We start from the raw sequence: 18,193 nt of genomic DNA, 5'->3' as shown, positions 1-18,193 counted from the left end.
GGACGGCCCATTACGCGGGCCAGCCCAGCCCGATCCGAACGAAAGGCACTAGCGCAGGCGGGCGACGCGCCACACGGCGAGGACGGCGACTGCGGCAACCACGACCGCGTACGCGCCGACGACCCGCCAGTCCGGGCGCCGGCCCGATCCCCGGGCCGGGAAACCGGGCCAGGTGTAGCCGACGCGGCGCGCGGCCATCATGCCCCAGCCGGCGGCGCAGGAGCTGATCAGCAGCCCCAACATGGCCACGACGGCCCCGCCGTCCCCGAACTCGAAGAAGAGCGGGAAGGCGAACATCAGGGAGCCGATCGCGGAGAGGATCACAATGGGCGCGAGCTGCCACAGGCGCAGGCGGCGCTGCGGACGCAGCTCCACCTCGACCTCGCCGCCTGCGCTCTGCGATGCGAGCTCCTCGGCCGTGGGGCCGTCGGCGATCACACCGTCCGGGGTCGCGTCCGGTCCGTCAGGGCTCAGCTGTTCCCCGCCGGGTGCGGTGTCACGAGGGCCGGCCTCCATCGCCACGCGCCCTCCCACTTCGGACTCCACTGGTCGATCGATGGTCGATGATGGCACGCTCCCAGGGGCCGCGATGACGGCCGGAGCGTCCCGATGCCATCACGTGATCAGGCTGTAACCGGTCGTTCGATCAACGTCATGGCCCGGACCGGGAGTTCCCCGCGTTCGGCCGCCTCGCCGCTGAGCCAGTGGACGCGCGGATCGCGCCGGAACCACGAGTCCTGACGGCGCGCGAAGCGCTTGGTGGCGCGGACGGTCTCGGCGCGCGCCTCGTCCTCGGTGCACTCCCCGGCCAGCGCGGCGAGCACCTGCTGGTAGCCGAGCGCGCGCGACGCCGTACGCCCTTCCCGCAGGCCGCGCGCCTCGAGGCTGCGCACCTCGTCCACGAGCCCGGCGTCCCACATGCGGTCGACGCGGGTCGCGATGCGCTCGTCGAGTTCGGGGCGCGCCACGTCCACGCCGATCTGGACGGTGTCGTAGACGGACTCGTGTCCGGGCAGGTTGGCCGTAAAGGGCTTGCCTGTGATCTCGATGACTTCGAGGGCCCGGACGATGCGCCGGCCGTTGCTCGGCAGGATCGCCTTGGCGGCCCCGGGATCGGAGACGGCGAGGCGGGCGTGCAGAGCGCCGGAGCCGCGCAGGGCGAGCTCCTCCTCCAGGCGCGCGCGCACCTCGGGGTCGGTGCCCGGGAACTCCAGGTGGTCCACCGCTGCGCGGACGTAGAGGCCGGATCCGCCGACCAGGACGGGCCAGCGTCCCGCGGCGAGCAGCCGGTCGATCTCGGCGCGGGCGAGCTTCTGGTACTCCGCGACGCTGGCTGCCTCGGTGACGTCCCAGATGTCCAGGAGGTGGTGCGGAACCCCGCCACGTTCCTCGGGCGTCAGTTTGGCGGTGCCGATGTCCATCCCCCGGTAGAGCTGCATGGAGTCGGCGTTGACGACCTCGCCACCCAGTTCTCTGGCGAGAAAAACGCCCAGATCGGACTTTCCGGCCGCAGTGGGTCCGACGACGGCGATGACCCGCGGAGCGGGAGCTGCACTACTCACCGCCCCAGTCTCGCAAACCTCGGGACCTCTTCCCGAACGAGCTACGTGACGCCACAGGTCCGGGGTCGTTCCCTGTTGCGAGGTTCCGACCGCCGGTTTCGAGTGCCTCAGACCCGGGCGCCGCAATCGGACGCACCGGGCGACGCGGGATTTCGCCCGCACGAGTAACGTATGGAGTTGAAATGGGCGTTTTTGCCAGGTTTCGCAGGAAGTCGAAGGACGCGGAGGAGGCGTCAACCACTGAGGCGCAGGCCGCCACTCTGACGGCCGGACCCGAGGCCGAGGACTCCCCCTCCGGGACTGAGGGCTCCTCCTCCGGGACTCCCGAGGCTGCCGACACCTCCGCGGCCACCGACGCCGCGAAGCCTGAGGCATCCACGGAGGCTGCCGATACCCCCGAGCCCGCCGCGGCGGAGCCCGTGGAAATCCCCAAGCAGCAGTCCGCGGAGCAGGCCGCCGACAGCGAGGCCGGTGAGGGCGCCCGCAAGTAGTCCCAACGCGAGTGAAGGTGAACCCATGGGCATCCTGGACACGTTGAAAGCCAAGCTCAGCAAGGACAAGGTCGCGGGCCTCGCGCAGCAGCACGGGGACAAGATCGACCAGGGCATGGACAAGGCCGCGAAGACGGCCGACGAGAAGACCCAGGGCAAGTACAGCGACCAGATCCAGACGGGCACCAGCAGGGCCAAGGACGCCATGGACCGCCTCGGGCAGCCGGGTCAGGACAAGGGCGGCAGCTCGGGCGGAGGCGCCACACCGCCGCCACCTCCCGCCTCCTGAGGCGCGCGGTACCAGCACACTGCGGACGGCCGCGGAGCCTCTCACGGCTTCGCGGCCGTCGCTGTTCGTCCGTGTTCTCGCCGTTCGTCCGTGTTCTCGCTGTTCGTCCTTGGTCTCGCCGTTCGTCGCCAGGCGCTCGTCTACGACCAGCCGGCGACGAAGTAGCCCACTCCGTAGGGAGCGTCCTCATACAGGACGCTCCCGATCCGGTCCTCGTCGGCAGCCGCCGTGAGGATCTGCCACGGGGAGCGACCGGAGATCTTGAGTTCGCGGGCGAGGTCCGCGTCGAGGGTCGCGAAGAATCCGTCGCGGTCGCCGTTGCCCAGAGCCTGCGCGATCGACGCGTCGACCCCTTCTGCACGGTCGTCCAGGTAGCCGGGCGCCTTGACGCTGCGGCAGGCCGTGCCGTCGCCCATCACGAGGAGCCCTACGCGCTCGGCCCGCGCCGCGAGGCGCACGCCGTCCTCGCGGTTGGCCGGCCAGGACCTGTCGCCCTCGACCTCGAAGCCCTCCGCAGGACCGGTCCACCCGGCCCGTTCGAGCAGCCAGGCGCCCACCGTGAGGGACAGGGGCAGCCGGTGCGCCGGTGCCTCGGAGTCGGGAGCCGCGCCCAGGCGGACCTCACGGTCGACACCGAACGGCTGGAAACCGCCCAAGGCGCCCTGCTTGTGCGTACGGGTGGAGGACCCTTCGCCGACGACCACGATCAGGTCGGGCCGGGCCGCCAGGACCGCGCGGACGGCCTCGTCGCAGGCCGCGCGCGCGGCCTCCAGCTCAGGGGCCGCACCCACGGCGACCTCGGGTACGAGCAGGGGCGGGCAGGGGCAGACGGCGGCGGCGACAAGCATGATCGGCAGCCTACTGCGCGGCACGTGGCCCGCAGGGAGTGGTGCCGTCAGTTGACGGCGCAGCCGCCCGTGGCCGCCGGCAGCGGGGCCGGGACGCCCACCGAGGGCAGGCCGAGCATGACGCCCTGTTTCTGCTGGGGCTCCGCGTTCCGCTTCTCCCAGGCGTCACCCGCGCGCGTGCGGCGCACTTCGAGGACGTCGCCCTCGGCGAGCAGGTGGTGCGGGGCCGCGTACGTGATCTCGACAGTGACGACGTCACCGGGGCGCACCTCGGCGTCCGGCTTGGTGAAGTGCACCAGGCGGTTGTCGGGGGCGCGGCCGGACAGGCGGTGCGTGGCGCCGTCCTTGCGGCCCTCGCCCTCGGCGACCATCAGCTCCAGGGTGCGGCCGACCTGCTTCTTGTTCTCGTCCCAGGAGATCTCCTCCTGGAGCTCGACCAGGCGCATGTAGCGCTCCTGGACGACCTCCTTGGGGATCTGGCCCTCCATGGTCGCCGCCGGGGTCCCGGGGCGCTTGGAGTACTGGAAGGTGAAGGCATTCGCGAAGCGGGCCTCGCGGACCGCGTGCATGGTCTGCTCGAAGTCCTCCTCGGTCTCGCCGGGGAAGCCCACGATGATGTCCGTGGAGATGGCGGCGTGCGGGATCGCGGCGCGCACCTTCTCGATGATCCCCAGGTAGCGTTCCTGCCGGTAGGACCGGCGCATCGACTTCAGGACGGTGTCCGAGCCGGACTGCATCGGCATGTGCAGCTGCGGCATCACGTTCGGCGTCTCGGCCATGGCCGCGATCACGTCGTCCGTGAAGTCGCGCGGGTGCGGGGAGGTGAAGCGCACCCGCTCCAGGCCCTCGATCTTCCCGCAGGCGCGCAGGAGCTTGCTGAAGGCCTCGCGGTCGCCGATGTCCGAGCCGTACGCGTTCACGTTCTGGCCGAGCAGCGTGATCTCGCTGACGCCCTCGCCGACGAGCGCCTCGATCTCGGCGAGGATGTCGCCCGTCCTGCGGTCCTTCTCCTTGCCGCGCAGGGCGGGCACGATGCAGAAGGTGCAGGTGTTGTTGCAGCCTACGGAGATGGACACCCAGGCCGCGTACGCGCTCTCGCGGCGCGTGGGCAGCGTCGAGGGGAACGCCTCCAGGGACTCGGCGATCTCGACCTGCGCCTCCTCCTGGACACGGGCGCGCTCCAGGAGGACCGGCAGCTTGCCGATGTTGTGCGTGCCGAAGACGACATCCACCCACGGGGCCCGCTGCACGATGGTGTCGCGGTCCTTCTGCGCGAGGCAGCCGCCGACGGCGATCTGCATGCCGGGCCGCTTCGTCTTCATCGGCGCCAAGCGGCCGAGATTGCCGTACAGCCTGTTGTCCGCGTTCTCGCGGACGGCGCACGTGTTGAAGACGACGACATCGGCATCACCGTCGGCGCCCTCGGGCGCACGGACGTATCCGGCGTCCTCAAGGAGGCCGGAGAGCCGCTCGGAGTCGTGGACGTTCATCTGGCACCCGTAGGTGCGCACCTCGTAGGTCTTCGCGCTCATCTCGCACACCAGGGTACGGGGTCACCACGCGCGCGTGCCCCGGTGTTCCCTGACCTCGGCCCTGGTCCTCACGGTGAGTGAAATGGCAGGATCGCCCGCATGCACAAGGCCCTCCCCCGTGTCAGCAGGCGCCGAGCCCTGGAGGGCTCGGCCGCCGCCCTCGTCGTCCTCGGGCTGCTCCTGTGGTGGCTGCTGCCGCTGGACGACGGGACACCGGGGGGCAGCATGACGTTCAGTACCGGCCAGCGGACCGGGGTGTACGAGCGCTACGGCAAGCTCCTCAAGACCGCGCTCGGCCACGACCTGCCGGACCTCGATGTACGCCTGACGAACAGCGAGGGGTCCCAGCAGAACGTCGAACGGGTCGCCACGGGGAAGGCCGATTTCACGATCGCGGCCGCCGACGCCGTGGAGAAGTACAAGCTTCAGGGCGGCGCCGGAGGGGACCGGCTGCGTGGCTGCGCCCGCCTGTACGACGACTACGTGCAGCTGGTCGTGCCCCGCTCGTCGTCGATCAGGTCGGTCCAGGATCTACGCGGCCGCAAGGTCGCCGTGGGCGGCAAGGGCTCCGGGGTCCGGCTCATCGCGGAGCGCGTGGCCAAGGCAGCCGGGCTCGACCTGGAGAGGGACATGAAGCCCGTCTCCACAGGGATCGACGGCATGCCCCAGGCGCTCGAGGACGGCGACATCGACGCCTTCTTCTGGTCGGGCGGCCTGCCGACGAACCATGTGCGCGAGCTGTCCGAGAACTACCCCATCCGTCTCGTCGAGCTCGGCAACCTCGTCGACGCGCTGCACAAGCAGGACGGCGCGTCCCGCTACTACCGGGCCGCTGTGATGCCCGCGGACGCCTATCCGGACGCGCAGCAGGGCGTCTCGGTGCCCACGCTGGCCGTGGCGAATCTGCTGGTGACCACGGACCGTGCCGATCCACGCCTGACGGAGGCGCTGACGCGCACGGTGATAGACAGCCGCGACCACATCGGCACACAGGTGCACGCCGCGCAGCTCGTGGACCTGCGGACGGCGCTCTACACGGATCCGCTGGCGCTGCACGAGGGCGCCCGCCGCTACTACCGCTCGGTGAAGCCGTAGGGCCCCTGGCTCGCCGCCTCAGCCTTCCCGGTGGGTCCGGGGCACCGCCACCGTCACGCACAGCCCGTGGGGCTCGTGAGGGGCGTACGTGATGGAGCCGCCGCCGGCCGCGAGCAGCGCCCGCGAGATGGACAGGCCGAGGCCCGATCCCTTGACGTTCTGATGGCCGGCGCTGCGCCAGAACCGGTCTCCGATCCGCGCGAGTTCGTCCTCGCGCAGGCCCGGACCCCGGTCCGCGACGACGATCTCGGTGGACTCTCCGTTACGGGCGACGCAGACCCGTACTTCCTCGCCGGAGGGGGTGAACTTCAGGGCGTTGTCGATCACAGCGTCCAGGGCGCTCGACAGCGTCACGGGGTCCGCCCACCCGGTGACCGCGGGGCAGTCCCCGGTCAGCCGTACGCCCTTCTCGTCGGCGACCGGCCGCCACGCGTCCACGCGTTCGGTCACCAGCTCGCCGATGTCCGTGAGCCTCAGATCCGCCTCGGTGTGCTCGGCGAGGGCCAGGTCGAGCAGGTCGTCGAGGACCGAGGCGAGCCGCTTGCCCTCCGTGCGCACGGAGGCGATCTCCTCGTTCCCCTCGGGCAGTTCGAAAGCCAGGAGCTCGATGCGCAGGAGCAGGGCGGCGAGCGGATTGCGCAGTTGGTGCGAGGCGTCGGCGACGAAGGCGCGCTGCTGCTCCAGGACGTCCTCGACGTTGTCGGCCATCTCGTTGAACGACCGGGCCAGGCGCTGGAGTTCCGGGGGTCCCCCGGCCGAGGCGACGCGGGACTTCAGGCGTCCGGTCGCGATGTCGTGGGTGGTCGCGTCGAGGACCCGCACGGGCCGCAGGACCCAGCCCGTCAGCCGCAGGGCCGCGCCGACGGCCAGAAGCATCGCGGCCGCCTCGCCCGCCGCGATGAGCAGCCACCCCTGAAGCGTCTTGGAGCGCATCTTGCCGGTGGGTGAGTCGGTGACGACGACCGCGACGACATCGCCGTCGCTGATGACGGGTGACGCGACGACGAGCCGGCCGCGCCTCCAGGGCCACACCTGCTGCGGGTCGTGGCTGCCGCGCGAGAACAGGGCCTCGTCGAAGGCCTCGCGCACGGCTCCGTCGCGGGGCAGCTGCCAGTCGTCCGGGGCGCGCCCCATGGGGTCGCTGTTGCGGTAGAAGACGCCCGCGCGGATCCCGTACACCTCGTAGTAGCGCGTGAGTTCGTTCTGCAGGGTCTGCTGGCGCTCGTCCGTGACGCGTACGCGGGAGCCCGTCGAGCGCTTGGTGACGAACTGGGCCAGCGCGGCAAAACGAGCCGTGTCGTCAATGCGGTCGACGACGACCTTCTGCTGCTGGGCGGCCGCCACGCTCGCGGCGAGCGGGAAGCCGAGCGCGAGCAGCACGCCCGCCATCAGGACGATGAGCAGCGGGAGGAGGCGAGCGCGCACCCGCGGCCTCTAGGCGGCCGGCGCGACGAGCCGGTACCCGACGCCGCGCACGGTCTCGATGAGGGCGGGCATGCGCAGCTTGGAGCGCAGGGACGCGACATGCACCTCCAGTGTGCGGCCCGTCCCCTCCCAACTGGTGCGCCAGACCTCGCTGATGATCTGTTCCCGGCGGAACACCACCCCGGGGCGCTGCGCGAGAAGCGCCAGGAGGTCGAACTCCTTGCGGGTCAGTTGGACAACCGAACCGTCCACGCTGACCTGGCGGGTGGGCAGTTCGATGTGCACGGACCCGAGCCGCAGTCCGTCCTCGGCCGACGCGGAGGACTCGTCCGGCACACTGCGCCGGCTGACCGCGTGGATCCGGGCGAGCAGCTCCCCGGTGTCGTACGGCTTGACCACGTAGTCGTCGGCACCGAGGTTGAGGCCGTGGATGCGGGAGCGTACGTCCGCGCGCGCGGTCACCATGATCACGGGTGTCGACGTGCGCTTGCGGATCTTGCCGCACACCTCGTAGCCGTCCTGGTCGGGCAGGCCGAGATCGAGGAGTACGACACCGAAGGCGTCCGCCTCGGGGACCAGAGCCCGGAGCGCTTCCTCGCCACTACGGGCGTGCACCACGGTGAAGCCGTGCCGGGCGAGGACCGCCGACAGAGCAGCGGCGACATGGTCGTCGTCCTCGACGAGCAGCAGTCTCATCACGGCCCCCTTCGGTTCATCGGTCGTTCGGCCCCGGCACGCCGGCAGGCGTTATCCGTGCACGCGCGTGCGGCACACCAGGGCATCCACTCCGATACATAAGGACGCCGTCAAGAGCGTTCCGGTTACGGGCGCCTTCCGTTATCCAGCCGGTACGCGCGGGGCCACCCCCTTCACGCATCGTGGCCGGTCGAAGCCGGATCGTTATGCTCAAGTTCCCCTCAGATGTAATGACGCTGGTCGTACGGCATTACTACTGTCCTCCCAACCGAGGAGGATGGAGCAAGACCCCGATGACCGATGTATCGGTGACCAAGGACGCCATTCCCGCGGCCGACGAGCTGGTCGTGCTGAACCAAGTCAACAAGCACTTCGGCGCGCTGCACGTGCTCCAGGACATCGACCTGACCATCGCGCGTGGTGAGGTCGTCGTCGTCATCGGACCCTCGGGCTCCGGCAAGTCGACGCTGTGCCGCACGATCAACCGCCTGGAGACCGTCGACACGGGTGACATATCGATCGACGGCAAGCCGCTGCCCCAGGAGGGCAAGGAGCTGGCCCGCCTCCGCGCGGACGTGGGCATGGTCTTCCAGTCCTTCAACCTCTTCGCGCACAAGACCGTGCTCGAGAACGTGATGCTGGGGCAGATCAAGGTCCGCAGGACGGACAAGAAGGCGGCCGAGGCCAAGGCGCGCACCCTGCTCGACCGGGTGGGCGTGGGAACGCAGGCGGACAAGTACCCCGCGCAGCTCTCCGGCGGGCAGCAGCAACGCGTCGCGATCGCACGGGCGCTGGCGATGGACCCCAAGATCATGCTCTTCGACGAGCCGACGTCGGCCCTCGACCCGGAGATGATCAACGAGGTCCTCGAGGTCATGCAGCAGCTCGCCCGCGACGGCATGACGATGATCGTCGTCACGCACGAGATGGGCTTCGCGCGCTCGGCGGCCAACCGCGTGGTCTTCATGGCGGACGGACGGATCGTCGAAGAGGCCACCCCCGACCAGTTCTTCAGCAACCCGCGCAGCGACCGGGCCAAGGACTTCCTGTCGAAGATCCTGCACCACTGACGCTGACGCACGGGCGTCTGACTTTTCACGGCCGAAATCTGCCGACACGAAGGATGTTCACCATGAAGCTCCGCAAGTCCGCCGCGGCGGCGGCCACTGTCGCCGTGCTCGCCCTCACCGCCACCGCGTGTGGCGGCGACTCCGGCAACGCCGGTGACAAGCCGGCCGGCGGCGCCGGCGGCAAGGACCAGCCGAAGCTGCCCACGTACACGGTCGCCTCGGGCGTGAAGCTGGACTCCGCGACGCTGAAGCGGGCGCAGAAGGCCGGCAAGCTCGTCATCGGCGCCAAGAACGACCAGCCGTACCTGGGCTTCCAGGACACCGACGGCAAGCGCTCGGGCTTCGACATCGAGATCGCCAAGATGGTCGCGGCCGACCTCGGCTTCAAGCCGTCGCAGATCGAGTTCAAGACGATCGACTCGAACGTCCGTGAGACGACCATCTCCAAGGGCGAGGTCGACCTCTACGTAGGCACGTACACGATCAACGACGAGCGCAAGAAGCAGGTCGGTTTCGCCGGCCCGTACTTCATGGCCGGCGCCGACCTCCTCGTCCGCGGCGACGAGAAGGGCATCACGGGCCCGGACTCCGTCAAGGGCAAGACCGTCTGCTCCATCAAGGGCTCGACCCCGCTCCAGGAGATCAAGAAGCCCAAGTACGGCGCCAAGACCGTCGAGCTCTCCAAGTACTCCGAGTGCGTGCAGCAGCTGCTCAACAACGAGGTCGACGCCGTCACCACCGACGACGCGATCCTCAAGGGCTACGCCGCCCAGCGCCCGGGCAAGCTGAAGGTCGTCGGCAAGCCGTTCACCGAGGAGCCGTACGGCGTCGGCATGAACAAGGACGACAAGGCGCTGCGCGAGGCCGTCGCGAACGCCATCGAGGCGCACGAGAAGAACGGCGACTACAAGAAGGCGTACGACGCGACGCTCGGCCTGTCCAAGTCCGCGTACACCGCGCCGCCGGCGCTCGAGCGCTACTGACGCGCCAGGGGGTGTCCGGCGGATCAGGGTCGGACAGGTCGCGGCGTCTGGTGCGGTGCATCGCAAGGCGTCGGAGCGTCCTAATAGCGGAGCTATTCGGGCGTTTCGGCAACGCGGCGAGGTGCCGTGCCAGGCGTCGCGACCCCGGCCATGATCCGCCGGACACCCCCTAACGGTGCGGGCCACAGCCCGCACCGTACGACCCCCCGGCAGTGACCTGCCCGCCACGGGCGCAACCGCACAGTGCGCCCGTGGCGCGGCCCGCGCTGCCTGTCCGCCGCCGCCCACGAGGACATCCCCGTGAACGTATTGCTCGACCATCTCGCGGAATTCCGCGAGGGGTTCATAGGCACCGTCCTGCTGACCCTGGCCAGCGGGCTCCTCGCGATGGTCCTGGGTGTCATCATCGCCGGGTTCCGTGTCTCACCCGTGCCCCCGCTGCGCTTCTTCGGCACCGCCTGGGTCACGCTCTTCAGGAACACCCCGCTGACCCTGCTCTTCCTTGTGGCGTGGTTCGTCGTTCCGGTCATCTTCATGCCGGGCCTCAGCCCGTGGGCCAAGGCCCTCATGGCGCTGAGCTTCTACACCTCGGCGTTCGTGTGCGAGGCCGTCCGGTCCGGCATCAGCACGGTGCCGCTGGGACAGGCCGAGGCCGCCCGGTCCATCGGGATGACCTTCTTCCAGACGCTGCGCCTGATCATCCTTCCGCAGGCCACCCGGACCGTCCTGCCGCCGCTCAGCTCGATCTTCATCGCGCTGACGAAGAACTCGGCGATCGCGGGCGCGTTCAGCGTCACCGAGCTGTTCGGCGTACAGAAGCTGCTCAGCGACCAGGGCTTCGCCATCGCCTGGATCTTCCTCTGGGTGGCTCTCGGCTACCTGGTCATCACCTTCACCATCAGCGGTCTCTTCCGGCTGCTCGAGCGGCGCATGGGGGTCGCACGATGAGTTCGAGCGTCCTGTACGACGCACCGGGCCCCAAGGCCCGGGTGCGCAACCGCATCTACACGGTCGTCGGCTCTCTGGCCGTACTCGGCCTGATCGCGTTCACCCTCTACCGGATGAACGTCAAGGGGCAGCTGGAGCCCGAGGTCTGGAACATCTTCAACAACGCCGGTGTGCGGACCAGCATCCGCGACGGCGTGCTCACCACGCTGAAGGTGTTCGCCGTCGCCGGCGTGCTCTCCCTGGTGCTCGGCCTGCTCCTGGCCGTCGCGCGCCTGTCCGAGCACAAGACGGTCCGCTGGGCGGCCACGGGCTTCATCGAACTGTTCCGCGCGATCCCGCTGCTGATCACGATCTACGCCCTGTGGTTCCTGTTCCTGACCTACAAGACCAGCCTCGGCGTCGTCGGTGACAACACCGCCTTCTGGGCGCTCGTCATCGGTCTGACCGTCTACAACGGCTGCGTGCAGGCCGAGGTGATCCGGGCGGGCGTCAACGCCGTGCCGCGCGGACAGGTGGAAGCCGCGTACGCACTGGGGCTGCGCAAGTCGCAGGTCATGACGATGCTGCTGCTGCCGCAGGCCGTGCGCTCCATGCTGCCGACGATGATCAGCCAGCTCGTGGTGACCCTCAAGGACACGTCGCTCGGCTACATCATCACGTACAGCGAGCTGCTGTTCGCGGCCCGCACGATGGCCAGCAACATCATCGTCAACGGCGAGAACCCGATCACCGCGGTGGTCATCGTCGTCGGCGCGATCTACGTGGCGCTGTGTCTGGCCCTGGCCGGGCTCGCCACCTGGATCGAGCGGCGCGGCCGGCGCGCGAAGACCGGTATCGCGGTGGCGGCTGCCACCGAGCCCTCCGTCGTGGACGGGACCGACTGAGCCGCTCTGCAGAAGAACTGACGAGATGTGAGCAAACGGAGGCAGTGGCATGATCGCCGCTGCCTCCGTCACTTGACGCAAGCACCCGCAATGGGTTGCATACGTTCTGTGATCGCGCACCCCGCTCCAACTGCCCTTTCTTGTACGCCTCCCACAGCACTCCCCGGGGCAGGAGGAGCCGCGCCGTGGATCCGGTGATCGTCGTCGGCGCCGGCCCTGTCGGGCTCACGCTCTCCCTCGCTCTCGCCCGCCACGGGGTGCCCTCCGTCGTGCTCGACGAGGGCCCTGGCAAGGACGAACAGCGTCCCGCACGGACCGTGATCCTCCGCGAGGACACCGCCGCCCTCGTGGAGCGGCTCGCCCGGACGTCCTTCGACGCGACGGGCGCGCGCTGGACCGGCTGGCGCTCCCTGCGGCGCAAACAGGTGATGCGGGAGCTCACCTTCGGTGAGCAGATGCTCTCTCCGCTGCATCTGGCCCAGCACGAACTGACGGGCGCCTTGCGGGAGGCCGCCGCCGACGAGCGGCTCATCAAGGTCGCCGTGAACAGTCGCCTCGACTCGATCGAGCAGGAGAGCGGCGCACTGACCGCGCACACCCGCGGCCCGAAGGGCACCTGGTGGCGCGGGAGCTTCCTGGTGGGCTGCGACGGTCCACGCTCCACGGTCCGCAAGCTGCTCGACATCCGCTTCCCAGGCCGCACGTCCGTCGAGCGACACGCCGTCGCCGCGCTGCGCACGGAACTTCCCTGGCCCGGCGAGGCGTTGCTTCATCGGAACCTTCCCTGGCGGACGTCGGGCCCGTCCGGCGGGGAGGTCGTCGGCCGCCCCCTCGCCGACGGCGTCTGGCGCCTCGACTGGCTGCTGCCGCCCCGCAGCGAGCTGGTCACGCCCGACATCCTGGTGACCCGCATCCGGGAGACGCTGGCCGGCTGGTGTGCCGGCTCGACACCGCCGTACGAGCTGCTGGACACGGGGGTGCACACGGTTCACCACCGCCTGGCCCGGCGGTGGCGGGTCGGCCGGGTCTTCCTCGCCGGTGACGCGGCGCACCTGCTCGGCGCGCTCGGCACGCAGGGCCTCGACGAGGGCCTGAGGGACGCGGACAACCTCGCCTGGAAACTGGCCCTCGCCTGGCACGAGGGCCCGCACGAGGCACTCCTCGACAGCTATCAGGCCGAGCGCCGCGCGGTCGTCGCGGGCCGGCTGCGCGCCGCCGACCAGGCGCTGCCGATACTGCGGGGCGGCAAAGGGCTGCGCTCGTACGTCGCCGGATCCGCGCGCGGCCATGATGTGCTGCTCACGGACGGTCACCTGGGGCACGGGGCGCTGGGCGCGCCGGGGGCGTACGCCGAGTCGCCGCTGGCGCCGGAGCCCTCCGAGGCGGAGGTCGACGTGGGTACGGCTCCGGGCGCGCCTGTCCGGGACGTGCGGGTCACGGCGCCCGACGGGTCCTTCGTCCGGCTGCGGGAGCGGCTCGGTCTCGGACGCCTGCTCGTCGTTCTGATCGCGCCGGGCACTGGTGTGTGGGAGCGGCGGCACTGGGTCTCGGCCGGGGTGATGCCACGGCTCGCGGCCGCCGTCACGGCACTGCCGCACGAGGCGGAGCTGCTCGTCGCGGAGAGTTACCCGGGCGCCCCGGCGCACTCCGTGCTGCTTGTGCGCCCGGACGGCCACCTGGTCACGGCCCTGAGTGGGGTGCATCCCGCTCAGCTGTACGCGGCAGCGCGAGCCGCGCTCGGGGGGCCCGTGGAGAACGGCGCGAAGGCCGGGAGCGCCGCCGGAACGAGTTGACCGACCCCCTCCGCCATGGTGTACTCCGGAGCGTGACCGACACCGATGTGCGCCTGTGGCGGAGGGTCCATATGGACCTCGTCCGCTATGTGGGCTGCGTGTGTCGCCCGTCCTGCTGAATTCGCCTCTTCCCTCTGCGCGATCCCCCTTTTCCCCGGATTCACCGGTTCTTCCGGGGCTTCTCGCGCACTCTCCGCGAACCTTCAGGACGGTATCTGTGTCTGCCTCACCCTCTCCTTCCCTGGCGACGGCCGCGCCCACGCAGCGTGACCTCCTCGACTTCGTACGCCGTACCGCCGAGGACCACGAACTCATCGCCTCGCTCCCCCTGGACCCCGAGGGCCGCACGTGGGTGCGGCTCGAAGGGCCCGGCGGCAGCGAGGCATGGCTCATCGGCTGGCCGCCCGGCACGGGCACCGGCTGGCACGACCACGCCGAATCCGTCGGCGCCTTCCTCACGGCGTCGGGCGAACTCAAGGAGAACTCACTCGGGGCCCGGCTGCCCGCCGACGGCTGGAAGACGCTTGAGCTGTCCGAGGACGTGGACCGCGAACGGACGTTGGCCGCGGGCAAGGGCAGGGCCTTCGGACAGCACCATGTGCACGAAGTCCTCAACGAGTCCACCAGCGACCACGCGATCTCCGTGCACGCCTACTACCCGCCGCTCCCCCAGATCCGCCGCTACAGCCGCGCGGGCGCGGTGCTGCGGCTCGAGACGGTGGAGCGGCCGGAGGACTGGCAGTGAGCGGAGAGGGCAGGGTGGGTGACGTGACTACTGGGGTGAGTGGCGGCGTGAGCGGCGCGGGTGGCGCGGGTGGCGCGGGTGGCTTGAGCGGTTCGCGGAGTGAACGGCCTGAGGGAATCGACGAGTTGCTCGACCGGGTGCGCCTCGGTCTGGACCGGGTCGAGGCCGGTGAGGGGTACGAGGCCGCCACGGCGGGCGACGCGCTCCTCGTCGACATCCGGTACGCGGCGCTGCGGGAGCGGGACGGGCTGATCCCCGGGGCGCTCGTGGTGGAGCGCAACGAACTGGAGTGGCGGCTCGACCCCCAGGGCAGCCATCGCGCAGCCGAGGCGACGAGCCACGATCTGCGCGTCGTGGTCGTGTGCAACGAGGGCTACGCGTCGAGCCTCGCCGCCGTCTCCCTGCGGCAGTTGGGGCTGCACCGGGCCACCGATCTGGTGGGCGGCTTCCAGGCGTGGAAGGCGGCGGGGCTGCCGGTGGCCGAGTGACGGTCGTGCGAGGTTGTAGGTGTACGTGCCGGTGGGCGCCCCCGAGGTAAGGGGCGCCCACCATTGCGTACTGCCCCTTACTCCTTGGCTGTTGCCACCTCGACCGGGCGGGGCTTCAGGGCGGCGCGGCCGGGCAGCGCGGTCGCGGTGAGCGCGAGGAGTCCGGCGGCGACGACCACGGCCACGTAGACGAGGGGCGCGACAGAGGGGGCTGCGCTGCCGGTCATGCCGACGCTGAACGCCGTCAGGACGGCCAGCGCGATGCCGCTGCCCAGGGCCGTGCCGAGGAGCAGCACAGCGAGGGTCTCGGTGCGCAGCATCCGCAGAACCTGGCGGCGGGTGGCGCCGGCAAGACGGAGCATCGCGAACTCCCGGATGCGTTCGGAGACCGACATCGCGAGGGTGTTCACGACGGCGATCGCGGTGAACGCGAGGATCAGGCCCATGGCGAGGAGGTTGACTTCGGCGTTGTCCTGTCGGCGTTCGGCCTGGAGGTCGTCGGCCGCCGCGGGGGCGAGGACGCGCAGACCCGGGAACTCTCGAACGGTGCTCGCGAGTTGTTTCTGTGTACGGCCGGTCCTGACGAGTACGGAGGAGGCGAGGGGATTGTCGACGTGCCGGGCCACCAGGTCATGGGCCAGGGTCAGATCGCCGAAGCCGAGACCCTTCGCGTAGACGGCCGTCACGGTGAGGGTGGCCGGTGTGCCGTCCCCGAGCGTCAGCTTCAGCCTGCTGCCGGGCTTCAAGTGGAGCTGGTCGGCGGCGAGTTCGCTGACGGCGACGCCGTCCGGCCGGAAATCCTTCAGCGATCCCGCGGTGACGTCCGGATCCCACGTGCGTGTGAGGCCTTCGCGGGTGACTCCCTGAGCCGGGTACTTGGCAAGTCCTACGCGCACGGTGGTGCGGACGACCTCGGTCGCGACGGTGCCCTTGGTCTTACGGATCTTGCGTGCGGCCTCGGCGGGCACCCCGGGACCCTGCGCCGCGACGATCCAGTCTGCCCGGATACCTTCGCGTGCCTGGGCGCGGGCCGCGTTGCCCAGGGTCGGCTGGGTGAAGAGGACAGTGCAGGTCATGCCGATGAGGAGGGCGAGCGGGGTGACGACGGCGGCCATCCGGGCCGCGTTGCCGCGGAGGTTGGCGGTGGCCAGTTTGCCGCCGGGTCCCGCAAGGCCCAGAGGTCCGGCGAGGAGGGCCGCGGCGCCCTTCACCAGGAGCGGGCCGAGCAGCGCGACGGAGGAAGCGAGGACAACAACAGCGAGGAAAGTAACGGGAGTTGACGCGGATTCGGTGCGCAGCACGCTGAGTACGGCAACGAGGACGGCGCCGCCCGCGAGAAGGGCGATTCCGGCTGCGATGCGGCCCCAGGTGGGCCGAGAACGCTCGACCCTGGCCTCCGCGAGCGCTTCGGCCGGGCGGATACGGGCGAGGCGGCGGGCTGAGATCTGGGCGGCGGCCCAGGCGCCGAGCAGCGTGGCGCCGACGGCCGCGGACAGGGGGAAGACGCTGACGGTCCGTTCGAGGGTCGGCGGCACCGCTCCGAGCTCGACGAAGCGGTGGTACAGCCATCCTCCGAGGGGGAGCCCGGCGAGGGAGCCGAGGACGCCCGCGGCGGCGCCGACGATGAGCGCCTCGCGTCCGAGGAGCTTGCGGATCTGCCCGGTCGTGGCGGCGATGGCGCGCAACAGGGCGAGTTCGCGGTGGCGCTGCTGGACGGAGAGCGCGAAGGTGCCGACGACGACCAGGACGGCGACGAGGAGAGAGGTGCCGCCCATCGCGCCTCCCATACTGACGAGCTTGATGCGAGCCCCCGCGGCGTCGAGGAACTCGACGGGGCCTCGGGCGTCGCCGGTGGTGACCTGGGCGGTCGTGCCGTCGAGAGCCTTCGCGACGGCACGCGCCAGCTCTGCCGGCTTCTGGCCGGGGGCGGGGATGACGCCGAGGGCGGTGACCTGGCCGGGGTGGTCGGCGAGGCGCCGGGCCTCTGAGGTGGTGAAGAACAGGGAGGTCTGGTGGGTCACTGACGCGTGCCCGGCGGGCGCGGCGATTCCGGTGACGCGGTAGGTGCGCGGTGCCTGGGTGGACTGGACGGTGAGGCTGCCTCCGGGCGCGAGGTGGGCGCGGTCGGCCAGGTCCCGGTCCACGACGAGGTCCTGGGGCTTGGTGGGTGCGGTGCCGGCTGTCAGCGCGTAGGGGGTCAGCGCGGCGGAGCCCCAAGCATGGCCGTACGCGGGCCTGTCGGGGTCGGCGGCACCTGGCGGCAAGGGCTGGGCCAGGAAGGTGAGTTCGGGGACGACCCGCTCGACGCCCGGCAGGTCGCGGAGCCGTCGCGCGGTGTCCTGAGGCAGCCAGGCCCGCTCGGCGATCGGTTTGGCCTTGTGCTTGAGCTTGGTCTTGCCCTTCTTGTGCTTGACCGTGGTCTTGTAGACATTCTGGTCGGCGGAGACGACGACGGGGGCGGCTGCGTACCGCTCGGTGCGGATGGTGCCGCGCAGGCCGGTCTCCAGAAGGGTGCCGCAGGCCGCGATGAGGGCGGCCGCGCACATGAGGGCGAGGAAGGCACCGAGGAACCCCCCTTTGCGGTCCCGGACGGTGTGCAGTGCGTAGCGCAGCATCATGGCGTGTCCGTCTCTGCGGTGTTGTCGAGGGCCTGGATTCCCTCGGCCGGGACCTGAATTCCGTCGGCCGGAGCCCTGCGCGCCGGGGCCTGGACGTCGTTGGGGCGGGCGTCGTCGGCGTCGTCGAGGCGGGCCGGCGCGGGGAAGGCGAGCAGGCGGGTCAGGACGGTGCGTGCGCCGTCCGGAGTCTCGCTGTCGGGGCGCTTGTAGCGGTTGAGGAGCGCGATGAACTCCTCGAAGAACGCGCGGAGTTCGGGCAGCGTGAGCCGGATCGTGCCGCGCGAGTACGGGAAGGCTTCGGCCCACTCCCCCAGGTCCTGCCCCTGTCGCTGGAGCCGCTCGAAGAGTTCGAGGTCGGCGGCGTACGAGAGGTGGTTCAACTCGTCCATGACGAGCCGGGTTTCGGGGTTCTGGCGGCTGCGGGGTGGGAAACGGCGGTCCCCCGGGACGGCTCGCCACCACCGCTCGCGCCCGCCCACACTCTGGTTCTGGGGCGAGCTCTCCTCGGTGAATCCGCAGCGGGCCAGCTCACGCAGGTGGTAGCTGGTGGCGCCGGTGTTGAGCCCGAGGTCACGGGCCAGCATCGCCGAGGTCGCGGGCCCGTGGAGGGTGAGGTGCTGGAGGATCTGCTGGCGGCGGGGCTGAGCCAGCGCCTTCAGAGCGCTGAGATCGCTCAGCTCCTGGCCGCCGGCGGGAGCGGCGGAGCCGGGTTCCGGTGTCATGCGT

18 protein-coding genes are annotated in these 18,193 nt (G+C 70.6%); 10 read left to right on the top strand and 8 right to left on the bottom strand.

From position 1 onward, the window contains the following. Positions 1-48: 48 nt before the first annotated feature. Both ACY0PA_RS30450 and miaA read right to left on the bottom strand, forming a co-directional pair. Positions 49-516 (bottom strand): hypothetical protein, encoded by a 468-nt coding sequence (locus ACY0PA_RS30450; protein WP_473086479.1) that lies wholly within the window; start codon positions 514-516, stop codon positions 49-51. Positions 517-623: 107 nt separating this feature from the next. After that, the gene (gene miaA, locus ACY0PA_RS30445; RefSeq protein ID WP_473080710.1) at positions 624-1,562 is read right to left on the bottom strand and encodes a tRNA (adenosine(37)-N6)-dimethylallyltransferase MiaA; all 939 of its coding nucleotides are present in this window, start codon (positions 1,560-1,562) and stop codon (positions 624-626) included. Positions 1,563-1,744: 182 nt separating this feature from the next. Here miaA and ACY0PA_RS30440 point away from each other — a divergent pair, with 182 nt between their 5' ends. Together ACY0PA_RS30440 and ACY0PA_RS30435 are read left to right on the top strand one after the other, a co-directional pair. After that, the gene (locus ACY0PA_RS30440; protein ID WP_473080709.1) at positions 1,745-2,053 is read left to right on the top strand and encodes a hypothetical protein; all 309 of its coding nucleotides are present in this window, start codon (positions 1,745-1,747) and stop codon (positions 2,051-2,053) included. Between the two features lie 25 nt (positions 2,054-2,078). Next, the gene (locus tag ACY0PA_RS30435; RefSeq protein WP_473080708.1) at positions 2,079-2,342 is read left to right on the top strand and encodes an antitoxin; all 264 of its coding nucleotides are present in this window, start codon (positions 2,079-2,081) and stop codon (positions 2,340-2,342) included. 140 nt (positions 2,343-2,482) lie between these two features. Here ACY0PA_RS30435 and ACY0PA_RS30430 read toward each other — a convergent pair whose 3' ends face one another. Both ACY0PA_RS30430 and miaB read right to left on the bottom strand, forming a co-directional pair. Further along, on the bottom strand, positions 2,483-3,190 hold the full coding sequence (locus ACY0PA_RS30430) for a class III extradiol dioxygenase subunit B-like domain-containing protein (protein WP_473080707.1): 708 nt from the start codon (positions 3,188-3,190) through the stop codon (positions 2,483-2,485). A gap of 47 nt (positions 3,191-3,237) precedes the next feature. Further along, complete coding sequence (gene miaB, locus ACY0PA_RS30425) at positions 3,238-4,722, bottom strand: tRNA (N6-isopentenyl adenosine(37)-C2)-methylthiotransferase MiaB (RefSeq protein ID WP_383094920.1); 1,485 nt, start codon at positions 4,720-4,722, stop codon at positions 3,238-3,240. 99 nt (positions 4,723-4,821) lie between these two features. Between miaB and ACY0PA_RS30420 the strand changes: the two genes are divergently transcribed. Next, positions 4,822-5,817: a TAXI family TRAP transporter solute-binding subunit gene (locus ACY0PA_RS30420; protein ID WP_473080706.1), complete on the top strand. Its 996-nt coding sequence runs from the start codon at positions 4,822-4,824 to the stop codon at positions 5,815-5,817. 18 nt (positions 5,818-5,835) lie between these two features. On the opposite strand, the gene ACY0PA_RS30415 is transcribed toward ACY0PA_RS30420, so the two are convergent. Beyond that, the gene (locus tag ACY0PA_RS30415; RefSeq protein ID WP_473080705.1) at positions 5,836-7,242 is read right to left on the bottom strand and encodes a HAMP domain-containing sensor histidine kinase; all 1,407 of its coding nucleotides are present in this window, start codon (positions 7,240-7,242) and stop codon (positions 5,836-5,838) included. Positions 7,243-7,251: 9 nt separating this feature from the next. Continuing rightward, entirely contained in the window at positions 7,252-7,938 is a 687-nt protein-coding gene (locus tag ACY0PA_RS30410) for a response regulator transcription factor (RefSeq protein WP_473080704.1), read from the bottom strand. Positions 7,939-8,231: 293 nt separating this feature from the next. Between ACY0PA_RS30410 and ACY0PA_RS30405 the strand changes: the two genes are divergently transcribed. From ACY0PA_RS30405 to ACY0PA_RS30375, 7 genes are all read left to right on the top strand, one after another. Next, positions 8,232-9,008, top strand: a complete 777-nt coding sequence (locus ACY0PA_RS30405; protein ID WP_473080703.1) for an amino acid ABC transporter ATP-binding protein — start codon at positions 8,232-8,234, stop codon at positions 9,006-9,008. Positions 9,009-9,070: 62 nt separating this feature from the next. Next, on the top strand, positions 9,071-9,991 hold the full coding sequence (locus tag ACY0PA_RS30400) for a glutamate ABC transporter substrate-binding protein (protein WP_473080702.1): 921 nt from the start codon (positions 9,071-9,073) through the stop codon (positions 9,989-9,991). Between the two features lie 300 nt (positions 9,992-10,291). After that, positions 10,292-10,939: an amino acid ABC transporter permease gene (locus ACY0PA_RS30395; protein ID WP_100591744.1), complete on the top strand. Its 648-nt coding sequence runs from the start codon at positions 10,292-10,294 to the stop codon at positions 10,937-10,939. Beyond that, positions 10,936-11,823, top strand: a complete 888-nt coding sequence (locus ACY0PA_RS30390; RefSeq protein ID WP_454405362.1) for an amino acid ABC transporter permease — start codon at positions 10,936-10,938, stop codon at positions 11,821-11,823. The genes ACY0PA_RS30395 and ACY0PA_RS30390 overlap by 4 nt, the downstream gene beginning before the upstream one ends. Before the next feature lie 185 nt (positions 11,824-12,008). Beyond that, a complete protein-coding gene (locus tag ACY0PA_RS30385) occupies positions 12,009-13,616 on the top strand; it encodes an FAD-dependent monooxygenase (protein ID WP_473080701.1) in 1,608 nt (535 codons plus the stop codon). A 217-nt stretch (positions 13,617-13,833) separates the two neighbouring features. After that, a complete protein-coding gene (locus ACY0PA_RS30380) occupies positions 13,834-14,361 on the top strand; it encodes a cupin domain-containing protein (protein WP_473080700.1) in 528 nt (175 codons plus the stop codon). Positions 14,362-14,408: 47 nt separating this feature from the next. Further along, entirely contained in the window at positions 14,409-14,849 is a 441-nt protein-coding gene (locus ACY0PA_RS30375; protein WP_473086478.1) for a rhodanese-like domain-containing protein, read from the top strand. A 77-nt stretch (positions 14,850-14,926) separates the two neighbouring features. Here ACY0PA_RS30375 and ACY0PA_RS30370 read toward each other — a convergent pair whose 3' ends face one another. Both ACY0PA_RS30370 and ACY0PA_RS30365 read right to left on the bottom strand, forming a co-directional pair. Next, a complete protein-coding gene (locus tag ACY0PA_RS30370; protein ID WP_473080699.1) occupies positions 14,927-17,467 on the bottom strand; it encodes an FtsX-like permease family protein in 2,541 nt (846 codons plus the stop codon). Then, positions 17,464-18,189, bottom strand: coding sequence for an ArsR/SmtB family transcription factor (locus tag ACY0PA_RS30365; protein WP_473080698.1), 726 nt, complete (start codon positions 18,187-18,189; stop codon positions 17,464-17,466). The genes ACY0PA_RS30370 and ACY0PA_RS30365 overlap by 4 nt, the downstream gene beginning before the upstream one ends. Positions 18,190-18,193 lie beyond the last annotated feature (4 nt).

This window comes from Streptomyces sp. DS1-CR2, assembly GCF_055760475.1.
This window is presented reverse-complemented; position numbering and strand designations above follow the sequence as displayed.